This window comes from Halocola ammonii (genome assembly GCF_049334165.1).
Lineage (GTDB): Bacteria > Bacteroidota > Bacteroidia > Flavobacteriales_D > Sanyastnellaceae > JBEGHD01.
In genome coordinates this window covers 88,638-109,866 of sequence record NZ_JBEGHD010000014.1, presented here as the reverse complement: position 1 = coordinate 109,866, position 21,229 = coordinate 88,638, and the positions used below count along the sequence as shown (strand labels likewise).

Here is a 21,229-nt window from a genome sequence, read left to right as displayed (position 1 = left end):
CTCGGTGTTGTTTGAATTTCAGATCTGTTACAGAAACTCGTTGGCCAGATTAGCGAGTTCAGAACGCTCTCCTTTTTCCAGTGTTACGTGACAATAAAGAGGATTTCCTTTCAGCCTGTCGATGACGTAGGACATTCCGTTCGATTGCTCATCCAGATAAGGCGTATCGATCTGTCTCACATCTCCAGTAAGAATGATTTTCGTGTTTTCTCCTGCTCGGGTAATGATTGTTTTCACCTCATGAGGTGTGAGGTTTTGAGCTTCGTCTACAATAAAAATGATGTTCGACAAGCTGCGACCACGGATGTAGGCAAGTGGAGTAATCTGAATTTTACCGCTCTCTTGCATTTCTTCTATTGCCCGGTACTTCTTTTCGTTTTCTCCAAATTGACTCTTGATGAACTTTAGGTTGTCCCAGAGCGGCTGCATAAAGGGATTGATCTTCTCTTCAGCATCACCGGGCAAAAAACCGATGTCTTTGTTGCTTAGTGCTACAATAGGACGGGCAAGAATGATTTGCTCGAACTTGTTTTTTTGTTCGAGCGATCCGGCAAGCGCGAGTAGCGTTTTTCCAGTACCTGCCACCCCGGCTATGGTTACGAGTCTCACGTCTGGGTTCATGATGGCGTGCATGGCAAAGGCCTGCTCCGCATTTTTAGGTTTGATTCCGTAGGCGTAGCGCTTGTCTACTCGCTCAATAGTTTTGTCCCTGTCGCTGTAGAAGGCGAGGGCAGAGGAGGTACAATTTTTTAAGATGTAGAAATGGTTGTTCGACCGCTCTTTTCCAAGGGAAGTGATTTTTCGACTTTTGCCGCTTTGGTAAATCTTCCGAATCACTTCGCTGTCTACATTCTCTACAACTGACCTTCCTGAATAGGTGATGTTTTTGCCCTTCACTTTTCCGGTCCTGAAATCTTCTGCCGGGAGTCTGAGAGCTTTGGCTTTTAGCCGCAGATTGATGTCTTTGGAAACAAGCGTTACTACTGCTTTCGGCTCTTGTTTGGTCAGTAGCAAAGCTGCATTCAAAATCTTGTGATCGTTCTTTCGATCGTTGAAAATTGAAGTGGCATCTCCATCTTCTGGCGGCCCGTTCATAATTATTTTGAGCATTCCCTGGGGAGGCTCTTCCATTTCTTCATCATCTTCAGTTCTGGAAATCGGAATCCAGTCCTGGAGGGTGTAGTCTTTCGAAATCCTGTCGATAGTCCGGATAGATTCCCTCGCCTCAAAATTTCTTGTTTCGTTGCCGACTTTGAAATTGTCGAGCTCTTCTAAGACGGTGATTGGGATGGCGATGTGATTGTCTTCAAAGCTGAGAAGAGAACTGTGATCGTGGAGGAGAACTGACGTGTCGAGAACGTAGATTTTCTTCACTTTTTTCTTTGCGCTCATAGTCTGGAGAGTGTTTTGTGGGTAAAAACTGCTTTACTACCGGCCGTTGCCGGAGGTGAGCTTTGGGGCTCACAACTCTTCCTAATGTAATGAGTTAACGAAGTGAATATTGGTTTGTGAGGTGAGAGTTATCCACTTTCTATCCATGGAAAAAACGAGTTTGCTGTTTTAACCTCGGCTTAACTTCAGAAAATTAATTTGCCGTTTTTTCCGGTCCGGTTTAGCTGAATAGCTCGAAGAATCCCTCAGGTGTAGAGATATAGATTTCTTTCTTCGTCTTATCTATTCCGCGAAAGAAAGCATCATTAATAGGTATCAGAATTTCTTTTTCATCACGCTCCACCACGAGCATATGGTTTGCACCCTGATCTGCAACTGAAGAAACGATGCCGACTTCACCGTGGTCTTCGTCAACCACTTTGAAATCGATGATTTCGTGGTAGTAGAACTGATTCTCACCTAATTCTGGTAATTCTTCAAGAGGTAGATAAATGGCCTTGTTGACGAGTGTCATAGCCATCTCTTCGCTGTCGATGTCTTCAATACGAACCCTAAAATGTTTGTCTCGCTTTTGCTGCAATTCTTCAATAAAGTGCGGAACCAACATAGATTGCTTTGGGTTCATTTCTACATAGAACATGTCGAGCTCTCGATAGACCTCAGGTTGATCTACGTCCAGAAAAATCTCCAACTCACCTTTAAAGCTGTGAAGCTTGGTGATTTTCCCCAGGTAAAAGCACTCTTCTTTTGTCATTGCTAAATGGTTGATCAGTGGTTAGAAAGCATAAAAAAACCGCCACGGTCGAGCCGGGGCGGTTTTAGCGAGATTTATGAAATAAGGAAAATTATTTGTCTTCTTTCTTGTCATCCGCAGACTCGTCTTTCGCTTCGTCTTTTGGTTCTTCTTTCTTCTCCTCGGCCTTAGGCTCTTCTTTCTTCTCTTCTTCCTTTTTCTCTTCAGTTGCTTCTGCAGCCTCTTCTTTCGCTTCTGCTTTCTCTTCGGCAGGAGCTTCTTCAGTTGCAGCTTCTGCAGCTGGTGCTTCTTCAGCCTCTGTTTCTTCTACTTCAGGAGCATTGGCAGCAGCCAATTCTTTTGCTCTTGCTTCGCTAACTTCTTTTTCTTTAGCTAGACGATCCGCAGCTTCTTTGGCTTCAGATTCACTGAGTGTTTCTTTCTTTTTCTCGATTTTTTGCTCTTTCTCCGCTAGCCATTGCTCGTACTTTTTGTCAGCTTCTGCTTCCGTCAAAGCACCTTTTCTAACTCCGCGAAGAAGGTGGTTGCGATAAAGCACACCACGGTAAGATAAAATCGCTCTTGCAGTATCGGTGGGAACAGCTCCATTTTGCAACCATCTCAAAGCAGCATCTCCATCGAGCTCGATGGTGGCTGGGTTGGTGGTTGGGTTGTAGCTTCCGAGGCGTTCGATGTAGCGTCCATCTCGCTTGGCTCTAACATCTGCTGCCACAATGTGGAAAAATGGTTTTCCTTTTTTCCCGCGTCTCTGTAGTCTGATTTTTACTGGCATGTAATTAATTGTTAAAAGGGTCCGAAACCCAGTTAATTAATAAAACTTGATTTTTTAAGGGTGCAAATGTAATCAATATCTTTTGACCTTAAGAGGTTAGGCCAAAAAAATATTCGTGCTGGAAACATACTCCAAATTTGACTTTTTGTCAGGCGCCAAAAGGGATTGCAAAGAACGGAATTGTTTTTGTTCTGACGATGGAGAATAACACTTAAAAAAGGAAGAGTTACGATATGTATTATATGATAGAATTTAAAGTTCCGCCCATCACCAAATCGCTAAGCAGGATGATCCCTATCCAGCAGATGAAAGTGGACGAACTGATGACTTCTGGACGAATGATTAGTTATGCACTTTCAACAGACAGAAAGAAACTTTGGGCTGTGGTAGATGCTGAAACAGAATTTGAAGCGATGGATATTATTGCAGAGTTGCCAATGACGGTTTACATGAAAGCAGATGTGCAGCCGTTGATGTTTCACAATAGTGCTCAACACGTAATGCCAACATTTTCGGCCAACTAGATAGTTTTAGACAATAAATTTTTGAAAAGCATTTTGAGCCCTCATCGAAACTACGGTGAGGGTTTTTTAATTTAGTGCAAATGGAAGATTCACAGAAAACAGTAATCGAAGCTGTCGAGCAGGATGTCAAAAAAAGATTCGAAGGTGAAGGAACCGGGCACGATTGGCATCATATCGACAGGGTTAGGAAAATCGCTCTCAGGATCGCTAAAGAAGAGAATGCCGATTTATACATCACCGAGCTAGGAGCTTTGCTGCACGATATTGCCGACCACAAGTTTTTCGAAGGAGATTTGGAAAGAGGGCCGCTGCAGGCTGAAATGATCTTGAGAGAACACAGTGCTGACAGTGCTACTATTGACGCTGTCAAGGAAATCATCAGCGAAGTGAGTTACAAGGGAGCTGGAGTAGAAACTCCCGTAAGCTCCAAAGAAAGTGCTTGTGTGCAGGACGCTGACAGGATTGATGCTCTGGGGGCCATTGGCATCGGCAGAACCTTTGCATACGGTGGTTTTGTAGGTAACTCAATGCACGAACCTAAGCTGAAGCCAGAAATGCACGATGACTTTAAAGAATATTCATCTGCTAATGGCTCTACAATCAATCATTTTTACGAAAAACTCCTTTTATTGAAAGACAGGATGAACACAGCCGAAGGAGAGAAGATAGCAGTGAGTAGGCACGAATTTATGGAACAATACCTCGATAGGTTCTTCAAAGAATGGGAAGGAGACTGTTGAGATTCCAAGAATCCGGGAATGAGTATTAGCTTATTTCAATAGATTCGATCACCTTAGTTTTATCAACTAACTTCACTAAAATCATGATTCAGAAAATTTCAGTTTCTGCCAGTAAACAGGAAGGGGCCGATCACTTTGTCGGTCAAAATCCCGAAGGTCTTCAAATAACCTTAGATGGAAATAAAGAGAGTGGCAAAGGAGTGACGCCTTTGGAGTGTCTTCTTTTGTCTGTTGCTGGTTGCAGTGGTGCAGATGTTGTAGATTTTCTCAAGAATGAAAACGACCAGGTGAGTGAGCTCAAAATAGATGTGTCTGGTTGGCGCGATAAATCGACAGCGCCAGCCCCAATTCAAAATATTGCTATAGATTATATAGTCATCGGTGAAGTCCGCGAGTCGAAACTGAAACGCGCTGTTTCCCTGTCGATAGAAAAGTACTGCGCTGTATTGAAGAGCCTAAACACCGATGTGAATTTGGACTACACGGTTCACTTAAATGGCGAAAAACTCGAAATTGTATCTGAGCTTAAAGAGATCTGAGTATCTTTTTCAAAAATTTATTTAACCGATGGAAGATGTAAAAAAATGGTCTAGAGATCAGTATCACGCCTTTATTTTGGTTTATGCCGCTCACGCTGATCTGCAGGTCAATCAAGAAGAAAAAATCTTTATCTCAGAGAAAGTTGGTATCGAGAATTATCGCTTTGCCGAAGATATTTACGAAGAATACTCCGACTATGAGAATGTCCAAATGGTCATCGAAGGACGAAAGCATTTTTATCCTTCGGAAGATGACAAGAAAAGATTGGAGTCGGAGATTCAGACTTTGTTCGCTGCCAACCACGACTACGACACACTGGAAGAAAATTTACTTTTGGCACTGAGAAAAGTGCTTTAAAAATAAACTCCCCGGCACAACTTTTTAAAACTTTAAAATCACTCTAGATGAACCTGATCTCCTGGAATGTTAATGGCATCAGAGCCATTGCCAAAAAAAACTTTGCAGAACAAATCGAAAAACTCAATCCTGATATCCTTTGTCTGCAGGAGACAAAGGCGCAACAAGATCAGGTAGTGGAAGCCATTGACCATGTAAACGGGTATCACGTTTTCACAAACTCTGCAGATAGAAAGGGCTACAGTGGAACAGCAATTTTGTCGAAAGAGGAGCCTAAAAATCTGATTTATGGAATTGGTGTTGAGCACCACGATACAGAGGGGCGTGTGATCACCGCAGAATTTGACGACTATTTTGTAGTTACGGCTTATGTACCGAACTCTGGACAAAAGCTGGTCCGCCTTGATTACAGAGAGCAGTGGGACCGCGATTTTCTGGCTTTTGTGAAAGATCTCGAAAGCACCAAACCAGTGATATTGTGTGGAGACCTCAATGTGGCTCATCAACCAATTGACATTGCCAGGCCAAAGGCGAATTACAACAAATCTGCCGGCTACACCCAAAAGGAAATTGATGGGATGACCAGATTCCTGGAATCAGGATTCGTAGATACCTTCAGAAGGTTTTATCCAGACGAAGTGAAATACAGCTGGTGGAGCTACAGAATGAATGCCCGTGAGAAGAACATCGGGTGGCGGCTCGATTATTTTCTGGTGAGCGAAAAGCTATTCTCAAAAGTAGAAGAGGCATTTATCCTCAACGACTTCTATGGCTCGGACCACTGTCCTGTTGGCATTCAACTGAAATAGAAATAAAAAACCCGATGTCATTAGATCATCGGGTTTTTGTTCATTTCCTCTTTTGGATTATGGGAAAATTCCCAGGTCCATGTAGCTAACAGAAATCTTTTCAAGCGCAAGCACGAAGGCCGCAGAGCGCATGCTGTCTATATTTTTCTTCTTGCGTGTTTCATTCATTTTGTGGTAAGCGTCTACCATGCTTTCTTCCAGTCCAGATTGAACCAGGTCTCTCTCGTCAGCTCCCTGAATGATAATGTCCTTTTGCTCCTGGCTAAATCGTTTGCCGGTAGCTTTCTCGATGCTTTCCACCAGAGTGTTGTACTTCTGCATGTCGTAGCGTTTTTCGAGCTTCCCAAAAGATACTCGCGAAAGGTTTTTCAACCACTCGAAATATGAAACCGTAACACCACCGGCATTGAGATACATATCCGGGATGATGAGAATGTTGTTCTTCGAAAGTATTTGTTCTGCCTCTTTGGAAACTGGTCCGTTGGCCGCCTCTCCAATAATTTTTGCTTTTATCCCAGAGGCGTTTTCCTTCGTGATTTGGTTTTCTAAAGCAGCAGGAATGAGCACGTCACACTTAGTTTCAAGCAGTTCGCCCGGTTTCTCTACAAACTTTGCTTTTTCGTAGCCTTCGAAAGTTTTGTTTTCCTTGAAGAAATCTTTGGCAGCGCCAACGTCAATTCCGTTTTCACTGTAAAGTCCTCCGTTGTATTCTGCGATTCCAATGATTTTTGCTCCGGCTTGTTGCAGGTAAAGTGCTGTATAGTAACCCACATTACCAAGTCCCTGCACGATCACTTCCTTGCCGTCAAGTCCGGTGGATAGACCGAGTTTGTCCATGTCTTCTTTCACTGAAACGGCTTCTCTGATTCCCAGAAAAACTCCCATACCAGTGGCCTCAGTCCTGCCGTCAATACCGTGTTGCGAAAGTGGTTTTCCGGTGACACAGCCTTTGGCGTTAATCACTTCTGGATTAAATGCCTGATAAGTGTCAACTATCCAGGCCATTTCTCTGGCTCCGGTTCCGTAGTCGGGAGCGGGAACATCAATGGCGGGTCCTATAAATTTCTTATTTATCAGCTCAGAAGTATAGCGTCTTGTGATTTTTTCTAGCTGTTCAACAGTATATTTTCTGGGATCGATGCGCACACCACCTTTCGCACCTCCAAAAGGAACATCAACGAGCGCGCATTTGTAAGTCATTAGCGCTGCCAGACCTTTCACCTCATCCGCATTTACTTGCTCACTGTAGCGGATACCACCTTTTGTGGGAGTCTTGTGGTGAGAGTGCTGAACGCGATACCCACTCAGGACTTCGTAAGTGCCATCGTCCTTTCGCATGGGAAAGCTAAATTCATAAACACTGTTGCACTGCTTTATTTGGTTGACCAACCCAGGGTGGATGTCCATGTATCGAGCAGCATCGTCAACAAAGCTGCTGACATCATTGAATAAATTAAACTTTGAATTATTTGACATAAAATGAAATTGTTTATTCGACAGTACTGTTTTTAAGCAGTTTTGTCGGCTATTTTGTTTTCAGAATCGGCTATATTTTTCATCGAGGAGAAATGTAATTTCATAAAAAAACCCGGAAATAAAAACCGGGTTTTTTTCAATATGTGTATTATACAATTATTCTGCTATGCATCGATGTTAGCGTATTTCGCATTCTTTTCGATGAATGCTCTACGTGGTGGTACTTCATCGCCCATGAGCATACTAAAGATGTGGTCGCTCTCAGCAGCATTTTCAATTGTCACCTGGCGGAGAGTTCTGAACTCAGGATTCATGGTGGTGTCCCACAATTGCTCTGCGTTCATCTCACCAAGACCCTTGTAACGCTGGACAGAAATACCGGCTTCCGATCCTGAAGGACCTTTCAGCTCTTTTACTTTAGCCTGTCTGGCTTCCTCTGACCAGGCATATTCCTGTGTTTTTCCCTTTTTGATAAGGTAGAGTGGAGGCGTGGCGATGTAGATGTATCCTCTTTCGATCAACTCTTTCATGTGGCGGAAGAAGAAAGTAAGAATCAATGTTTCAATGTGGCTACCATCCACATCAGCATCACACATGATGATGATTTTGTGGTAACGCAGCTTGTCCATGTTCAGGGCTTTGCTGTCCTCCTCGGTTCCGAGAGAAACTCCGAGTGCCGTGTAGATGTTTTTGATCTCCTCGTTTTCAAAAATCTTGTGGGTCATGGCTTTCTCCACGTTGAGGATTTTACCCCTAAGTGGCATGATCGCCTGAAAGTTTCTATCGCGACCTTGCTTTGCTGTTCCACCCGCAGAGTCACCCTCAACGAGATAGATTTCAGAGATTGCAGGATCTTTTTCAGAACAGTCAGCGAGTTTTCCCGGTAGTCCGCTTCCGCTCATCACAGTTTTTCGCTGAACCATTTCACGAGCTTTTCTGGCTGCGTGACGTGCCTGCGCTGCAAGGATTACTTTGTTAACGATGGTTTTCGCATCGTTAGGATTTTCCTCGAGGTAGTCGGCAAGCATTTCGCTCACTGCCTGACTCACTGGCGCAGTAACTTCTCGGTTACCGAGCTTGGTTTTTGTTTGTCCTTCGAACTGCGGCTCTGCCACCTTTACAGAAATGATAGCAGTGAGACCTTCTCTAAAGTCGTCTCCCTGAATGTCAAATTTCAACTTCGAAAGCAAGCCGCTTTCTTCAGCGTATTTTTTCAGGGTGTTTGTAAGACCTCTTCGAAATCCTGAAAGGTGAGTACCACCTTCGTGAGTATTGATGTTGTTCACGTAGGAAAACACATTCTCATTGAAAGTGGAGTTGTAAACCATCGCCACTTCAACTGGGATTCCGTTTTTCTCACTTTCCATGTGAATCACCTTCTCGATGAGCTGGTCGCGAGTTTCGTCAATGTATTCAACAAATTCTGCAAGTCCGCGCTCAGAGTAGTAAGAGTTGGTGATGTAATTTCCTTCTTCGTCTTTTTCACGCATGTCGGTGATTGTCAGACGAAGCTTTTTATTGAGGAAAGATAATTCCCGCATCCTGTTAGCAAGCGTTTTGTAGCTAAACTCGATGGAGTCGAAAATTGTATCGTCTGGAGTGAAAGTTACAACAGTTCCCTGCTTGTCTGTTTCCCCCACTTTTTTCACATCGTATTGCGGCTTTCCTTTTTTGTATTCCTGAGCCCAAATCACACCTTCTCTGTAAACTTCGGCTTTCAGATCGTTAGAGAGTGCGTTCACACAAGAAACCCCAACACCGTGGAGTCCCCCGGAAACTTTGTAAGAATCTTTATCGAACTTACCACCGGCACCAATTTTTGTCATCACAACTTCGAGGGCACTTTTGCCTTCTTTTTTGTGCATATCGACCGGAATTCCCCGACCGTTATCTTCCACGCGAATGGAATTGTCTTCGTTGATCACTACTGTAATCGAATCGCAGTAGCCGGCCATGGCCTCATCGATTGAGTTATCCACAACCTCATAAACGAGGTGGTGAAGTCCACGCGTTCCCACGTCTCCAATATACATTGACGGACGCATGCGCACATGCTCCATTCCCTCTAGCGACTGAATACTGTCCGCTCCGTAAACGTTCTTTGGTTTTTCGCTCATTACAAATTACTTTTCATTACAAATAAATCGGTGAGCGTCAGTGCGTACCGACACCCTCCGAAATTGATTTTATTTTCCTTCGGTTTGGCGATGAAAAATCACCCTGCAAACCACTCGAAAATCAGTGTGAAAAACTGAATTTTTCACAGCCAAACAAATATACGTATTGAGGCCGCAATTACCCAGTAAAGACAGGGGAATTAGCATTATTTATCAACATGAAATTAACAGTTTGTCAACAGTTTTTGAACAATTGGAAAAGTGATGCTTTTGGGCGCTTTATTTCAGCAATTCTTGAAAGCGATTATTCGGTCTTTTTCCTACATTATGACACAATTAATTGCCGTATTTTTCCGGTAGTAATATTTAAGACTCAAATTTTGATCAGTGCCTTTCGTTGAAGTCTTTAATGAAAGGTGGTTTTGCCGAATGAAAAGAATAGAAAGTTGAGTGATAATCACAAAGTCGGTTTTCGTGTAAAGTGGAGGAGGTTCGTTTACTTCTTTCCTTTTCGACTGTTGATGCTTCACCTAAAGAAGAATCACTTCCTGCTTTTTTTCTGGGTGTTGTTGATTGGCTTTACAATTAATGTTTTTGCCAGCCGGTATGGTGTAGTTTACCAGTTTCTCTATCCCGAATATCGGGGAACTTCAACTTTTGTATCATTTGCCATGGTTGGCTTTGCTCTGGGTGGATTCATCCTTGCTTTCAACCTCTACACATATATTCTCCACGGGTTTCGCTTCCCGTTTATCGCGACTTTGCAGCGGCCTTTCTACAAGTTTAGTCTCAACAACTTCATCATTCCGCTGGTATATGTAATTGTTTATCTCTACGCTACTATCAAATTTCAACTGGAGAAGGAGCTGCTTGGAGGCTGGGAAGTAGCTCAAAACTGCGCGGGGTTCATCGCGGGGATGTTCATTTTTTTGATCGTCTCTCAATTATATTTTTTCTACACCAATCGCTCTGTGCATCACTTCACGGCAGAAGTAAGTGACGAAGAAGATCTGATCGAAGAAATGGCGAGTGACGAGAACCCTGTGAAAACTACTATTCACAACAAAAATCGTTGGAGTCAAAAGGATTTACATAGCAGAAGTTGGCGAGTGTTGACTTATCTGTCTACCCCGTTTAAGATAAATCTCGCGCGGCAGAGCCAGCACTACCATTCCGATGTGTTGAATAAAGTGTTCTCGCAAAATCACATCAACGCATCGATATTCGAAATAGTCCTGGTTGTATCTTTCATCCTAATCGGCACGTTCAGAGAAAACTCATTTTTTGTGATTCCTGCTGCAGCCAGCGCATTGCTCTTTTTTACAATCTTGCTGATGGTGGTTAGCGCTCTCTTCTCATGGGTGAAAGGATGGACACTTACGTTTTTCATTTTCATCTTCGTGATGATCAACTACTCGTTCGAAAGTCTGCCTTTCATGAATATTGAAAATCACGCTTACGGATTGGACTACTCAGGCGAGAAAGCCGAATATTCTGCAGAGAGAATTGAGAGTTTAAACACAAACGATAGTTTGCTGAAAGCTGACGAATCGAGTACGATTGAGATTCTCAACAATTGGAAAAGCCGCAACACACATTCTGAAAATGGAGTGAGAAGAAAACCAAAACTCGTTATCGTAAACACTAGTGGAGGTGGCTTGCGAAGTGCTTTGTGGACCATGAACAGTCTTCTGCATGCCGATAGTGCCTTGAACGGAAAGCTGCTCGAGCGAACGCAGTTTATCACTGGTGCATCGGGTGGAATGGTGGGGGCTGCCTACCTCAGGGAGCTTTATTACAGAAAGCAATTGGGAGCAGGAATCGACCTCTATGACCCTCGCTACATAGAAAACATCAGCAAGGATCTGCTCAACCCCATTCTGTTTAGCATCGCTACGAACGACTTTTTTATTCGGTACCAATCCTTCGAGTACGATGGCCACTCTTACACCAAAGACCGGGCTCACGCATTCGAAAAGCAACTTCATCAAAATACGGATTACGTACTCGACAAGCAGCTTGGAGAGTACGCTGTGCCAGAGAAAGAAGGACTGATCCCGATGATGGTCTTGAGCCCAACGATCATTAATGATGGTCGAAGACTTTTGATTTCTTCACAGCAGGTTTCTTACCTGACGAGAAACCAGGCTGATCAAAGCGTGCACTCGAGTGCGATTCCAGAAGACGTAGAATTTTCAGAATTGGTGGGAGATGACGAGGCAAACGACCTGAGGTTTTCTAGTGCCTTGCGGATGAATGCTACTTTCCCTTACATTTTGCCTTCTGTGTCGCTGCCTACTGACCCAACGGTGAGCGTAATGGATGCTGGACTTAGAGACAATTTCGGAACCAAAACCACTCTGCAGTACATCTACACGTTTCGCGAGTGGATTAATGAAAATACGAGCGGAGTTGTGATTTTGCAGGTTCGAGATACGCAGAAGACCTTTGGGTTGATTGAGCGCAAGCAGTCGCTGATCGATAAGTTTACTGCCCCTTTGGGTTCGATCTATGGCAATGTGACTCGAATGCAGGAGTACAACAACGACCAGCTCATTCGGTATATCTCAGCGTGGTTTGAGCAGGATGTGGACGTGGTCACTTTTCAGCTCGATGAGGAAATTGAAGATCAGAAAGACACGCACATCTCTCTAAGCTGGCACCTGACGGAGATTGAGCGCAAAAGAATTCTTGACGGAATCAGATCAGACCAAAACCAGAAAGAACTGGAGCGCCTGGTAGAATTGCTCAACTAGATAATCCTGCTTTCAAATTTGGGCATAAAAAAACCCCGAACAAGTCGAGGTTTTGATTTGGAAAGAATCCAAAATTATTTTTCTGCAGTAAAGCGTTTTTTCTCTTTGATTCGAGCTGCTTTTCCTGTTCTTCCACGCATGTAGAATACACGAGCTCTACGCACTTTACCGTGTTTGTTCACTGTGATTGATTCGATGTGAGGAGAAGACATTGGGAAGATTCTCTCAACACCAACACCACTGGACATTTTTCGAACAGTGAAAGTTTCCGTTGTACCGGAACCTCTGCGCTGAAGAACAACTCCCTGGAACTGCTGAAGACGCTCCTTGTTTCCCTCTCTAATCATATAGTTAACAGAAACAGTGTCACCAGCTTTGAATTCCGGCCACTTTTTGGTTTCTGTAAGTTTTTCTGAAATTTCTCTAACAATGTCCATTGTGCTAAATCTTTTTTGCTGCCCGAAAATGAGGGTGCAATATTACGAATATTATTTGAATTGAAATATTTCTTAGAATTATTTTTCGTCAGACAGATACTGGGTTTTCAGTTGTTTCTATCCAAGTCTCAAATAACTCTACGTGAGAACATTTACCATTGTTTCTCAACGAGCGGCAAATAGACAAAGAACTGTCTGGCTCCTGAAAATTATGTCTAGTTTTTTTCCAATTTTGATTGTGCAAAATAGTGACAAGAGGTTGCTGCAAGTCGTGCAGTTACATCATCTCGGTCGAATCGAGGGTTGAGTTCATAGATTCCGAGCGACTTCACTTTGTCGTGACTTCCGCTGAGCTCCATCATTTGGTGCGCTTCAGTAGGTGTAAACCCTTCCACGGCAGGTGCCGAAACTCCCGGAGCAAATGGCGAAGCCACGCTGTCGAGGTCGAAACTCACTACCAAGTGATCGCATCTTGAAGCCAGTTCATTGAGAACTTTCGAGAACTCTTCTTTCACGCTTTTCTCTCGCAACTCGGGGAAAGTCACTGTTTTTACCCCGTGGCTTTTAGCAAAATCCCAGAGTTCGGGAGCGTTGCAGTGTTCCTGAATGCCAAACTCAATGAGGTTTTTTCCATCGATGACACCTTCAGAAAGGGCCACAAAAAATGGGGAGCCACTGGTGAATTTTGGCTTCGGCTCTCGCATGTCGAAGTGGGGGTCGATGTTGATGCAGCCGATGGTCTTGTCTGGGAATGCGCGACTCACACCAGCCAGATGACAGTAGATGTAATCGTGGCCTCCGCCAACAATCACGCTGAAGTCTTTCGACTGAGAAATCGAGCTAATTTTTTCAATGGCCGCTTCGTGTTTTTCACTCAAGCTTCCAGTCCCCAGATCGAAATCAATTTCGTTTTCCAGAGAATCATTTACCGGGAAATGTGGTTTGAGCTTGTTGTAAAAAGTGGAAAACGACTGCGGACCCTGAGCGGCTCCGATTCGTCCACCAACGTTTTTTACTCCTTCGTCATCAGCAATTCCTAAGATGCTCCAATTTTTACTCATTTTTTCCTTCTTCTTTTTGGATTAAGTCCGGTCGCCTTTCGCGCGTTCTTCGCTCTGCTTCCTCCAGGCGCCACTCTTCAATTTTTTTGGTGTTACCGCTAGTTAGCAGCTCAGGGACTTTCATCCCTTTGTAATCCGCAGGCCTTGTGTAGACTGGTGGTGCCAGCAAGCCATCCTGAAAAGAATCCGTGAGAGCGCTGGTTTCATCGTTGAGCACACCGGGCAACAGGCGGATTACGGCATCTGAAATCACAGCAGCCGCCAATTCTCCACCGGACAGCACGTAGTCGCCAATAGAAATCTCTCTGGTGATGTAATGATCGCGCACTCGTTGATCAACACCTTTATAATGTCCGCAGAGAATAATCAGGTTTCCTTTGGTAGAAAGCTCATTTGCCATCTGCTGGTTAAGCGTTTTTCCGTCAGGAGTGGTATAAATCACTTCATCGTAGTCGCGCTCAGATTTTAACTTGTCGATGCAGTCGGCAATCGGCTGAATGCTCATAACCATTCCCGCGCCTCCGCCAAAAGCGTAGTCGTCTACGTTTTTGTGCTTGTCTGTGGAGTAGTCGCGAATGTCGTGAACGTGAACTTCTGCAAGGCCTTTTTCCTTTGCTCGTTTTAAGATAGAATCCGCAAACGGGCTTTCCAGTAGGCGAGGCAAAATTGTGAGAATGTCGATCCGCATGGTTTCCTTTTTATTGAAATCGAAGGTGCAAAGATAGGTATTACAAAGTCTTTTGTCCGCCTTGCGTACACTCAGCTTTTCCAGTTCTGGTCGTTTACAACTGACAGCCTTCAACCTTTTGGAGCTTGATGCACCTATCGAGTTTGCCACGACTTTGGGAGCCCGGTTTAATCGGCCGGATCAATTGATTACTTTTGCTGCTTCAATTCAAGCTAAGAAAAAACAAAATGGAGCTTACATCGCTTACAGCCATTTCTCCGATTGACGGACGTTATAGCCGACACACATCAAGTCTCAGGAACTTCTTTTCAGAATCAGCGCTCATCCGCTACCGGGTGAGAGTGGAAGTGGAATACTTTATCGCGCTTTGCGAGTTGCCGTTGCCACAACTCAGCGGTTTTGATAAATCGAAATACGATTCTCTGCGAAAAATCTACCTGGATTTTACAGACAGTGACGCTGCAAAAGTGAAGTCGACAGAAAAAGTCACCAATCACGATGTGAAGGCGGTTGAGTATTTTGTAAAAGACAAGTTTGATGAGTTGGGTCTCGATAAAGTGAAAGAGTTTATCCACTTTGGCCTCACTTCGCAAGACATTAATAATACTTCAGTTCCGCTTTCAATAAAAGAGGCTCTGGAAGAAGCGTTTTTCCCGTTGATTCTTTCGGTAGTAGAAAGCCTGGAAGGAAAAGCTCAGGAATGGAAGAACGTTCCGATGCTTGCCAAAACACACGGCCAGCCGGCATCACCTACGGTTCTGGGAAAAGAGATTCAGGTTTTTACTGAGAGGATTCGGACACAACTCAGCCAGTTAAGAAGTGTACCTCACTCGGCAAAGTTTGGCGGAGCAACTGGAAATTTCAACGCTCATCAAATTGCATATCCCGATGTGGACTGGGTGAGCTTCGCAAATGACTTTTTGAAAGATCAGCTCGGATTGATCCGCTCGCAAACCACCACTCAGATTGAGCACTACGACAATCTGGCAGCGACTTTTGATGCTGTGAAACGGGTCAACAATATTTTGATCGACTTTAGCCGCGATGTGTGGACTTACATTTCAATGGATTATTTCAAACAGGAAATTAAGGCCGGAGAAGTTGGATCCTCTGCCATGCCTCATAAAGTGAACCCCATTGACTTTGAAAATGCGGAAGGCAATTTAGGACTGGCCAATGCCATGCTCGAGCACCTTTCAGCAAAATTGCCTATATCCAGGCTTCAACGCGATTTGACAGATTCGACTGTATTGCGCAACGTTGGCGTTCCTTTTGGTCATACGATTATCGCCTTGAGGTCTCTCGAAAAAGGAATCGGAAAGCTGAAGTTGAATGCCCAGGCAATCGATCAGGATTTGGAAAACAACTGGGCTGTTGTAGCGGAAGCACTGCAAACGATTTTGAGAAGAGAGGGCTATCCAAAACCTTACGAAGCGCTCAAGGATTTGACCCGCACCAACGAGAAAATGAATCAGCAGAGGATTGTTGAATTTGTAGATGGACTGAATGTTTCAGATGAGGTGAAAGAGGAAATGAAAAAAATTACACCTCAAAATTACACTGGAGTAAACCTCGTGAGGTAATCCGGGGCACTCTCTATCTGCTTAAACCAAACAAGAAAAAATAGTGAGAAAATTCTGGGACATATTTGCTCTAGTGGGCGGCTACAAAGGCTACCTGGCGATGAATGTGATTTTCAACATTCTCAACGCCATCCTCTCACTTTTTACTTTCCTGGCAATTGTTCCATTTCTTCGAATTCTCTTTAGTGAAGCTACTGAACCGGCCTCGCCACCTTCGCCAGACTTGAGCAAGTGGAGTGGCGATTACTGGATGCAACTGGCGAGCTACAAACTGGATGAGCAGATTGCCCAGCACGGCCGTCTCGACATGCTCATGTACATGTGCCTCTTCATCATCACCATGGCATTGCTCAAAAATCTCGTGTTGTACTTTTCGCTTTTTAGCTTGAGCACCATCCGCGTGGGAGTGGTGAGAGACCTTCGAAGAAAACTCTATCGAAAGGTTGTGATGCTTCCACTCAGCTACTACAGCGAGGAACGCAAGGGAGACATTCTTTCCCGAATGACCAACGATGTGATGGAAATTGAGTTTTCCGTTATCGGAACACTTGAAATTCTCTTCAAGTCGCCCATCATGCTTATCGCCTATCTGGGAACACTCTTTTTTATGAGTTGGGAATTGACCCTGTTTGCACTCATCTTTTTGCCATTTAGTGGATACATCATCAGTAGAATGGCCAAAGGCCTGAAAAATGCAGCCGGACGCGGAAAGTCGAAACTCGGAGAGCTCATCAGCGTGTTGGAAGAAACGCTTACCGGACTGAGAATCATCAAAGCCTTTAATGGAGAAAAGATCTTCAAGGAAAAATTTGAGCGGACCAACAACCAGTACTTCAGGTTGATGATCAAGCTTTACAAAAGAGAGTATCTCGCTTCGCCTTTTAGCGAGTTTGTAGGAATTTCTGTCGTTGCCATTTTGCTCTGGTATGGAGGAAGGCTTGTAATCCTGGGAGACAGCGGTCTCGATGGAAACTTCTTCATCGGCTATTTGGTGGTTTTCTCACAGATTTTGCCACCGGCCAAAAGCTTTTCGGATGCGATCTTTAGGATTAACAAAGGAGGAGCTTCCATTGACAGGATTAACAGCATCCTGCATGCCGATGTTAGAATCGAAGACAAACCAGACGCGCTGTCGATAGAATCGTTTAAAGATAAGATCGAATTTGAAGACATCCACTTCAGCTACGATGGTAAAGAAGAGGTGATTAAGGGAATTTCTTTTTCGCTGAAAAAAGGAGAAACCGTTGCCCTTGTTGGCCCGTCAGGAGGAGGGAAGTCGACCATTGCCAACCTGATCGGTCGTTTTTACGACATCAATTCAGGTTCAATAAAAATCGATGGTCACGATCTTCGCGATTACAAACTTTCCAGTGTGCGCGATCTCATGGGCATCGTTACTCAGCAGTCGATTCTATTTAATGATACTGTGCGCAGTAACATCACGCTCGGACTTCCATTGAGAAACCCAGAGGATGTGGAAAAAGCCGCAAGAGTGGCCAACGCTCATGAATTTGTCAGCGAACTGCCCGGAGGGTACAACTTTAACATTGGTGATAACGGGGACAAACTTTCCGGAGGTCAAAAACAACGACTGAGCATTGCACGGGCAGTTTTCAAAAACCCTCCAATTTTGGTGCTGGATGAAGCTACTTCTGCGCTGGATACGCGTTCTGAAATTTTGGTTCAGGAGGCGATCAACAACCTTATGAAAAACCGCACTTCGCTTGTAATTGCCCACAGGCTGAGCACTATTCAGAATGCCGACAAGATCATTGTGATCATGGATGGAAAAATTGCCGAGATGGGAACTCACGATGAGCTGATGGCCAAAAAGGGTAGTTACCACTCGCTGGTGGAGCTTCAAAACTTCGATTAGTCTCTAATTGACTTTAAGGTGAATACTACCCAGGTCTTTGAACATTTTCACCTGTTTTTAACTGTTAACTAATATATCAAAAAATAAAACTTCAAATGTGCTAATTCCTTATGAGTGTAAAGAAGGGAAAACTTAGAGCCGCTTACGACCTGGTAAAAACCAGTCTTTCAGAATTCGGAACAGCCGATCCGATGACTCACGCTGCTGCAATTGCATTTTACACCATTTTCAGTCTGCCGGCAGCCATTTTTATTATCGTCTTTTCTGCCGGTTACATCTACGGTCAGGAGGCAGTGACAGGTGAATTGTTTTATCAGATTAAAGACCTGGTTGGTGAAAATGCCGCCAAGCAAATTCAGGCTATCCTTTCCAATGTGAAGACCTCAGGGAATTCTTTTTTGGCCACACTACTCACCATTGGGGCACTGCTTTTTGGTGCTACCACGGTTTTTATCTCCATCCAAAACGGATTGAATTCAATTTGGGGAGTAAAGCCAAAGCCCTCTTCAGGCATTCTAAAGTTTGCACTCGATCGAATGTGGTCTTTTACCATGGTTTTGAGTCTCGGCTTTCTGCTTTTGGTTTCTCTTATCATCGACACCGTGCTGGTGGTGCTGGCAGACTACGTGGAGCGTTTTCTTCCAGAGGTTTCAGTTTTCATGATGCAGATCGCAAACTTCGCTATTTCCCTGGGGGTGATTGCTGCTGTGTTCACACTCATTTTCAAGGTACTTCCCGATGTGAAAACCGGCTGGCGTCAGTGCTGGGTTGGCGGATTTATCACTTCAGGTCTATTCTTTATCGGTAAATATTTGATTGGTTTTTACTTGAGCCAAAGCGATCTTACCAGCACTTACGGAGCTGCTGGATCGCTCGTTCTTATTTTGATCTGGGTTTTCTACTCTTCAGTTATTCTCTTGCTGGGAGGGAAGGTTACTGAGGTTTATGTCAAGGAAGTAGAAGGTCAGGTTCGACCTTCGAAATTTGCGATTCGTTTTAAGCATGATCACATAACTGACGAATGATTCGGCTAGAACGGATAGCCGATAGCCACGTTCCAAACCAGGTTTTCCCTGCGCCAGTCGGGCATTCCAAATTGAATTTCGTCAACCACCCAACGTTCGGCCCGTGTCCGTATCCAGGGTTTTCTGATCGGGAATCCGACATCGAGCCTCAGCAAAATGAAGGATGCGTCAATGCGCAGTCCCGCTCCAGTACCGACAGCAAACTCACCCCAAAAAGTTTCGATATCGAACTGACCTCCGGGCTTTTCTTCCCGTTCATTGATCAGCCACACGTTTCCTCCATCGACAAACACTGCTCCTTTGAAAATGCTGTTGAAGGAGTAGCGCAACTCGAAGCTGCCGGCAATTTTCATTTCTCCCGACTGATCCAGGAAGGCAGAAGCATCGCCTCCACCAGTAAAGTCAAACGTTCCAGGGCCCACACTGCGCGGCAGGAAGGCTCGAATGCTGTTGGCACCACCCACAAAAAACTGCTTTGAGTAAGGAAGAGTTGAAGAGTTTTGGTAGGGAATTCCCGCAGCTAAAATCCTGCGCATGGCAAAGGTCATTTTCCTGCTGAGCTTCCAGTAAAGTCGATAATCGATTTCTGCCCTGGCATATTGCGAAAAAGGAACTCCACCAATTTGGTAATCGCGAGAATCGCTGGCCGAAAACGCTCTGTAACCTGCAAAAAGTGAATTACCTGCCAACTCCAAAGTTCCCTTGAAATAGTGGGTTGTTTTTTTCTCTTCAGGAACATGACCCTGGTTGCTGTGAGTGTAGGAGTAGATGGTTCCAAAAATCAGTTGATCTTCGAAACTCTCTCGCAGAAGCGCATTGGTACTAATCAAATCCTGAAACTCTTCGCTCTGATCGAGCAGATGGATGTAATTAATATTGATCAGCCGAAGGTCGTGGCTCTTGATTTTTGTCTCCTGCCAGTTGTAACCAAAACCTCCGCTAAAAGAGTTGAGGCTGTAGAAATTGGCGCGATTGAGCAATTCGTACTTGAGCTCGAAAAAAGTCCTCGGAGCAAATCGCGTACTCATTTTATCAAACTTTATCGGCCCAGAGTAACGCGGTAAATAAAGTCGGGAGGTGAGCGTCACGCTGTAACTGTTTAGCCGTTGTCGGTCACTTCCTCCGCCAAACTGAGTTTCATAACCAGCGCTCAAATCGATGGTGAGCAGTTCTGCTCCGCCAAAAGTGTTTCTGTTTCTAAACTGAAAACCAATTTCCGGTCCGGTAAAATTGTTGCTCTTAGTGGTCATCAGGAGCTCAGTCCGGATACTTTTCTTTTTCATCGGGCTCAGCAATACTCTTACATCAAGCGAGTCGGTATTGGCAACTCTGTCAAATCGAATATTCACGAACTGAAATATTCCCAAATTTGACAACTGCTTCAGAGTGATATCGTGTTTGTTGATGTCGTAAAGATCTCCGGGATCGAGTTTAACGGCTGCCAAAATTCGTTTCGGCTTGAACTGGTCTTTCTTAGAGATAAATGCAATCTTATCAACCTTTGTGGTATCAGCTTGCGACCTGGTTGTATCTTTTTCGAGACTGTAATTGGTGTTGACCTGAACGTTTCTCAGGTAGTAGCGCTGAAGAGCCCAGTCTGGAACGGTCTCTTTGAGTTTAAAGTAAATTTCGACCTTGTGGTCACCTTTTGTGCTGTCCACCTGGTAGAGTAGGTAATCGGGCTGAAAAAAGAAAAAGCCTTCTTCTTTCATCCTTCCTGAAATGCGGTCGCGCTCATCAACGAGTTTGTCCAGCGAATAGATTTCACCAGTGTCAAGAGTGGTTTCTTGCAGTGCCAAATCGAGAATTTGAAGTGCAGTTGTGCTGTCGCGTTTTGGTAGGTGAATTTTTTGAACGCGATAAGGATATTTTACTTCGAGTTGGTAAATGAGCTCAGCTGAGTGTTTTCCGAGAGACGTGTCGTGCGAAGCTGTGGCGTAGAAAAAGCCTTCATTAACTGCTTTACCAGAGAGAATCTCTTCGTTTTGGTCGATGTTGACATCGCTCAGTAGAACCGGCTTTTCACCTAGCTTCGTTTTTACGAAGTGACGAAAACCTTTGTCTTTTTCCACTTCTCCAGCAACGTGGTAGAACCAAACCTTTGGGCGACTGAAAAAAATCTTTTGGTTGGGCTCGGGCCTAACGGAGCTTTCGAGGTTTCTCTTTACTCGTTCGGGAACAGAGTCTAGCTTATTGTACTCCACCGAAGCTCCATCGTAGTAGCGCTCGCCTTCTTCGAGCCATTTGTTTCCAGTGCACGAAGACAACGAGATTGCCACTGCAGCAAAAAACCATAGCCACATGTTTTTCAGTGATATTTTA

Annotated in this window: 18 protein-coding genes; 9 read left to right on the top strand and 9 right to left on the bottom strand. The window is 44.3% G+C overall.

All coding sequences use genetic code 11. From position 1 onward, the window contains the following. Window positions 1-27: 27 nt before the first annotated feature. The 3 genes from ABHV44_RS13995 to ABHV44_RS13985 form a co-directional block, all read right to left on the bottom strand. A complete protein-coding gene (locus ABHV44_RS13995) occupies window positions 28-1,392 on the bottom strand; it encodes a PhoH family protein (protein ID WP_459075330.1) in 1,365 nt (454 codons plus the stop codon). 220 nt (window positions 1,393-1,612) lie between these two features. Then, window positions 1,613-2,146: a ribosome maturation factor RimM gene (gene rimM, locus ABHV44_RS13990; protein WP_459075329.1), complete on the bottom strand. Its 534-nt coding sequence runs from the start codon at window positions 2,144-2,146 to the stop codon at window positions 1,613-1,615. Between the two features lie 91 nt (window positions 2,147-2,237). Beyond that, window positions 2,238-2,918 (bottom strand): 30S ribosomal protein S16, encoded by a 681-nt coding sequence (locus tag ABHV44_RS13985; protein WP_459075328.1) that lies wholly within the window; start codon window positions 2,916-2,918, stop codon window positions 2,238-2,240. A gap of 233 nt (window positions 2,919-3,151) precedes the next feature. Here ABHV44_RS13985 and ABHV44_RS13980 point away from each other — a divergent pair, with 233 nt between their 5' ends. From ABHV44_RS13980 to ABHV44_RS13960, 5 genes are all read left to right on the top strand, one after another. Further along, window positions 3,152-3,442, top strand: a complete 291-nt coding sequence (locus ABHV44_RS13980) for a muconolactone Delta-isomerase family protein (RefSeq protein ID WP_459075327.1) — start codon at window positions 3,152-3,154, stop codon at window positions 3,440-3,442. Between the two features lie 80 nt (window positions 3,443-3,522). Beyond that, complete coding sequence (locus ABHV44_RS13975; protein ID WP_459075326.1) at window positions 3,523-4,182, top strand: HD domain-containing protein; 660 nt, start codon at window positions 3,523-3,525, stop codon at window positions 4,180-4,182. An 83-nt stretch (window positions 4,183-4,265) separates the two neighbouring features. Continuing rightward, window positions 4,266-4,721: an OsmC family protein gene (locus ABHV44_RS13970; protein ID WP_459075325.1), complete on the top strand. Its 456-nt coding sequence runs from the start codon at window positions 4,266-4,268 to the stop codon at window positions 4,719-4,721. A gap of 28 nt (window positions 4,722-4,749) precedes the next feature. Then, window positions 4,750-5,079, top strand: a complete 330-nt coding sequence (locus tag ABHV44_RS13965) for a hypothetical protein (protein WP_459075324.1) — start codon at window positions 4,750-4,752, stop codon at window positions 5,077-5,079. Window positions 5,080-5,126: 47 nt separating this feature from the next. Then, window positions 5,127-5,888, top strand: coding sequence for an exodeoxyribonuclease III (locus tag ABHV44_RS13960; protein ID WP_459075323.1), 762 nt, complete (start codon window positions 5,127-5,129; stop codon window positions 5,886-5,888). Window positions 5,889-5,945: 57 nt separating this feature from the next. Here the strand turns inward: ABHV44_RS13960 and ABHV44_RS13955 are convergent, their stop codons facing one another. Further along, complete coding sequence (locus ABHV44_RS13955; protein ID WP_459075322.1) at window positions 5,946-7,364, bottom strand: Glu/Leu/Phe/Val family dehydrogenase; 1,419 nt, start codon at window positions 7,362-7,364, stop codon at window positions 5,946-5,948. 164 nt (window positions 7,365-7,528) lie between these two features. Then, a complete protein-coding gene (gene gyrB / locus ABHV44_RS13950; RefSeq protein WP_459075321.1) occupies window positions 7,529-9,481 on the bottom strand; it encodes a DNA topoisomerase (ATP-hydrolyzing) subunit B in 1,953 nt (650 codons plus the stop codon). A 446-nt stretch (window positions 9,482-9,927) separates the two neighbouring features. On the opposite strand from gyrB, the gene ABHV44_RS13945 reads away from it, so the two are divergent. Next, a complete protein-coding gene (locus ABHV44_RS13945) occupies window positions 9,928-12,237 on the top strand; it encodes a hypothetical protein (protein WP_459075320.1) in 2,310 nt (769 codons plus the stop codon). Window positions 12,238-12,311: 74 nt separating this feature from the next. Here ABHV44_RS13945 and rplS read toward each other — a convergent pair whose 3' ends face one another. The 3 genes from rplS to trmD all read right to left on the bottom strand — a co-directional run bounded on the left by rplS (window position 12,312) and on the right by trmD (window position 14,423). Further along, complete coding sequence (gene rplS / locus ABHV44_RS13940) at window positions 12,312-12,674, bottom strand: 50S ribosomal protein L19 (protein ID WP_459075319.1); 363 nt, start codon at window positions 12,672-12,674, stop codon at window positions 12,312-12,314. Window positions 12,675-12,889: 215 nt separating this feature from the next. Continuing rightward, entirely contained in the window at window positions 12,890-13,735 is an 846-nt protein-coding gene (locus ABHV44_RS13935) for a formimidoylglutamase (protein WP_459075318.1), read from the bottom strand. Then, entirely contained in the window at window positions 13,728-14,423 is a 696-nt protein-coding gene (trmD, locus tag ABHV44_RS13930) for a tRNA (guanosine(37)-N1)-methyltransferase TrmD (RefSeq protein WP_459075333.1), read from the bottom strand. Before trmD ends, ABHV44_RS13935 begins: the two co-directional genes overlap by 8 nt. Before the next feature lie 227 nt (window positions 14,424-14,650). Here trmD and purB point away from each other — a divergent pair, with 227 nt between their 5' ends. The 3 genes from purB to ABHV44_RS13915 all read left to right on the top strand — a co-directional run bounded on the left by purB (window position 14,651) and on the right by ABHV44_RS13915 (window position 18,907). Further along, window positions 14,651-16,006 carry an adenylosuccinate lyase gene (purB, locus tag ABHV44_RS13925; RefSeq protein ID WP_459075317.1) on the top strand — a complete coding sequence of 452 codons (1,356 nt, stop codon included), beginning with the start codon at window positions 14,651-14,653 and terminating at the stop codon, window positions 16,004-16,006. A gap of 43 nt (window positions 16,007-16,049) precedes the next feature. Then, window positions 16,050-17,882 carry an ABC transporter ATP-binding protein gene (locus ABHV44_RS13920; RefSeq protein WP_459075316.1) on the top strand — a complete coding sequence of 611 codons (1,833 nt, stop codon included), beginning with the start codon at window positions 16,050-16,052 and terminating at the stop codon, window positions 17,880-17,882. A gap of 110 nt (window positions 17,883-17,992) precedes the next feature. Then, on the top strand, window positions 17,993-18,907 hold the full coding sequence (locus tag ABHV44_RS13915) for a YihY/virulence factor BrkB family protein (RefSeq protein ID WP_459075315.1): 915 nt from the start codon (window positions 17,993-17,995) through the stop codon (window positions 18,905-18,907). A 5-nt stretch (window positions 18,908-18,912) separates the two neighbouring features. On the opposite strand, the gene tamL is transcribed toward ABHV44_RS13915, so the two are convergent. Then, window positions 18,913-21,210, bottom strand: a complete 2,298-nt coding sequence (gene tamL, locus ABHV44_RS13910; RefSeq protein WP_459075314.1) for a translocation and assembly module lipoprotein TamL — start codon at window positions 21,208-21,210, stop codon at window positions 18,913-18,915. Window positions 21,211-21,229: the final 19 nt, after the last annotated feature.